This window comes from Kitasatospora sp. NPDC018619 (genome assembly GCF_044391605.1).
Taxonomy (GTDB): domain Bacteria; phylum Actinomycetota; class Actinomycetes; order Streptomycetales; family Streptomycetaceae; genus Kitasatospora.
Genome location: NZ_JBISAI010000028.1, coordinates 1 through 2,824 on the forward strand (window position 1 = coordinate 1; position 2,824 = coordinate 2,824).

The window sequence follows — 2,824 nt, forward strand, 5'->3', positions numbered from 1 at the left end:
GCGTTGACTTTTGGCACGCTGTTGAGTTCTCAAGGAACGGACGCTTCCTTCGCGCCGCCTTCCGGCAGGCCCTCCGGGCTTCGTTCTTTCGTGTTTCCAGCCTACCAGACGCTTTCTGCTCCGTTTACCGGGGCTTTTCGCATCTGAAATCTGGTGTTAACCGCCACGTTGCGGCGACCCGACCCACCATAGCGGTTCGGCCGCCGGAGCGCGAATCGGGGCGCAGCTGGAGTCCTCCGAACGGCGGCATGATTTGTTGCTCTCGCGAGCATATACAGCAATGGTCCCGATTCGCCAAGATGCCTGTAGAGTGCGGCCCATCGGAGCCAAGAGGACTAGACCACTCGCGGGTCGACGGGTCGCCGGCCGGCCGGGCAGGTACGGCGGGGTGTTCGCCCGGGAATGTCAGCAGTTGTCCGAAGTTGACATGAATTAGGCTTCAGTTGATCGTCGTGCCGCTCCTCGCGGCCGCTCGCTGTACTGCGCACTTGGGAGGCACAACCATGACCACTGTGACGTCGCCGCTGACCGGCAAGATCGTGGGGCTCGCGGGCGTGCCCGACCCGGTGTTCTCGGGTGCGATGGTCGGCCCGGGTACCGCGATCGACCCGATTCGCGAGCAGACCACGGCGGTCGCCCCGGTGGACGGTGTCGTCGTCTCCATGCACCCGCACGCGTTCGTGGTCGTGGACGCCGAGGGCCACGGTGTGCTGACCCACCTCGGGATCGACACCGTCCAGCTCAACGGCGAGGGCTTCGAGCTGCTCGTCAGCAAGGGCGACACCGTGACCCGCGGTCAGGCCGTCATCAAGTGGGACCCGGCCGCCGTCGAGGCCGCGGGCAAGTCGCCGATCTCGCCGATCGTGGCGCTGGAGGCCACCGCCGACTCGCTCGGCGACCTGCGCGAGGACGGCGAGGCCAAGGCCGGCGAGCAGCTGTTCAGCTGGAGCTGACCCCTTCCTTCCCACACCCGCCCCGGACGAGATGACGGGGCGGCCCCCACACAGCGGTTCCCGGCGGGGCCGCTCATCTCAGCGGAGACAGGTGACATGGAGAAGACGCTGCGCGGCGTGGGCGTGAGCCACGGGGTCGCGATCGGCCAGGTGCGGCACATGGGGACTGCGGTGCTGGAGCCCCCGGCCACTCAGATCCCGACCGAGGACGCTCCCCGTGAGCAGGCCCGCGCCCAGGCCGCCGTCGAGGCGGTCGCCGCCGACCTCGTCGCGCGCGGCAACCTCGCGGGCGGCGAGGCCCAGGCCGTGCTGGAGGCCCAGGCCCTGATGGCGCAGGACCCGGAGCTGATGGCCGACGTCTCCCGCCGGATCGCCGTCGGCAGCAGTGCCGAGCGCGGTGTCTACGACGCGTTCGCGGCCTACCGGGCGCTGCTCGCCTCGGCCGGGGAGTACCTGGCCGGACGGGTCGCCGACCTGGACGACGTGCGCAACCGGATCGTGGCCCGGCTGCTCGGCGTGCCGATGCCGGGCGTGCCGGACAGCGACGAGCCGTACGTGCTGTTCGCGCGGGACCTGGCGCCGGCCGACACCGCGCTGCTCGACCCGACGCTGGTGCTCGGCTTCGTGACCGAGGAGGGCGGGCCGACCAGCCACAGCGCCATCCTCGCCCGGGCGATGGGCGTGCCGGCCGTCGTGGCGCTGGCGGGTGCGGGCGACGTCGCCGAGGGCACCGTCGTCGCGGTGGACGGCAGCTCCGGTGACGTGCTGCTGGAGCCCTCCCAGGAGAAGCAGGACGAGCTGCGGGCGGTCGCCGCCGAGCGCAGGGCCGCGCTGGCCGCCTCCTCCGGCCCGGGGCAGACCTCGGACGGGCACCGGGTGCCGCTGCTGGCCAACGTGGGCGGCCCGGCCGACGTGCCGGCCGCGCTGGAGAACGGTGCCGAGGGCGTCGGCCTGTTCCGCACCGAGTTCCTGTTCCTGGACGACTCGGCGAAGGCTCCCGGCGCGGAGAAGCAGGTCGAGGCGTACCGCAAGGTGCTGGAGGCCTTCCCCGAGGGCCGCGTGGTGGTCCGGGTGCTGGACGCCGGCGCCGACAAGCCGCTGGACTTCCTGACCCCCGCCGATGAGCCGAACCCGGCGCTGGGCGTGCGCGGTCTGCGCACCCTGCTGGAGCACCCGGAGGTGCTGCGGACCCAGCTCCAGGCGCTGGCCAAGGCGGCCGAGGGCCTGCCGGTGCACCTGGAGGTGATGGCCCCGATGGTGGCCGACCGCCGGGACGCCAAGGACTTCGCGGCCGCGTGCCGGGAGGCCGGGCTGGACGCCAAGTTCGGCGCGATGGTCGAGATCCCCTCGGCCGCGCTGCGGGCCAGGTCGATCCTCCAGGAGGTCGAGTTCCTGTCGCTGGGCACCAACGACCTGGCGCAGTACACCTTCGCGGCCGACCGTCAGGTCGGTGCGCTGGCCCGGCTCCAGGACCCGTGGCAGCCCGCCCTGCTGGACCTGGTCGCCGCAGCGGCCGACGCCGCACGGGCCACCGGCAAGAGCTGCGGCGTCTGCGGCGAGGCGGCCTCCGACCCGCTGCTGGCCGTGGTGCTGACCGGCCTGGGCGTCACCAGCCTGTCGATGGGCGCGGCCTCGATCCCCTACGTGCGGACCGCGCTCGCCAAGTACACCCTGGCGCAGTGCCGCCGGGCGGCCGAGGCGGCCCGGTCCGCGGACAGCGCCGAGGAGGCGCGGGCCGCCGCGCAGCAGGTGCTCTCCGGCGAGTAGTCGCCCGACCGCGCGAGGGGCGGGCCCCCCCGCCCCGGGGGGGGCGCCCCCCCCCCCCGCCCGGGGGGGGGGGGGCCCGGGCGGGGGGGGGGGGGGGCGGGGAG

At 73.4% G+C, this 2,824-nt stretch carries 2 protein-coding genes; both read left to right on the forward strand.

From position 1 onward, the window contains the following. Positions 1-503: 503 nt before the first annotated feature. Positions 504-953, forward strand: coding sequence for a PTS glucose transporter subunit IIA (locus tag ACH5AR_RS30870; protein WP_396304825.1), 450 nt, complete (start codon positions 504-506; stop codon positions 951-953). Between the two features lie 96 nt (positions 954-1,049). Continuing rightward, entirely contained in the window at positions 1,050-2,720 is a 1,671-nt protein-coding gene (gene ptsP / locus ACH5AR_RS30875; RefSeq protein ID WP_396304826.1) for a phosphoenolpyruvate--protein phosphotransferase, read from the forward strand. Positions 2,721-2,824: the final 104 nt, after the last annotated feature.

Coding starts and splice junctions, on each gene's coding strand:
- ptsP (WP_396304826.1), top strand. CDS start 1,050: ATGGAGAAGACGCTGCGCGGCGTGGGCGTGAGCCACGGGGTCGCGATC.
- ACH5AR_RS30870 (WP_396304825.1), top strand. CDS start 504: ATGACCACTGTGACGTCGCCGCTGACCGGCAAGATCGTGGGGCTCGCG.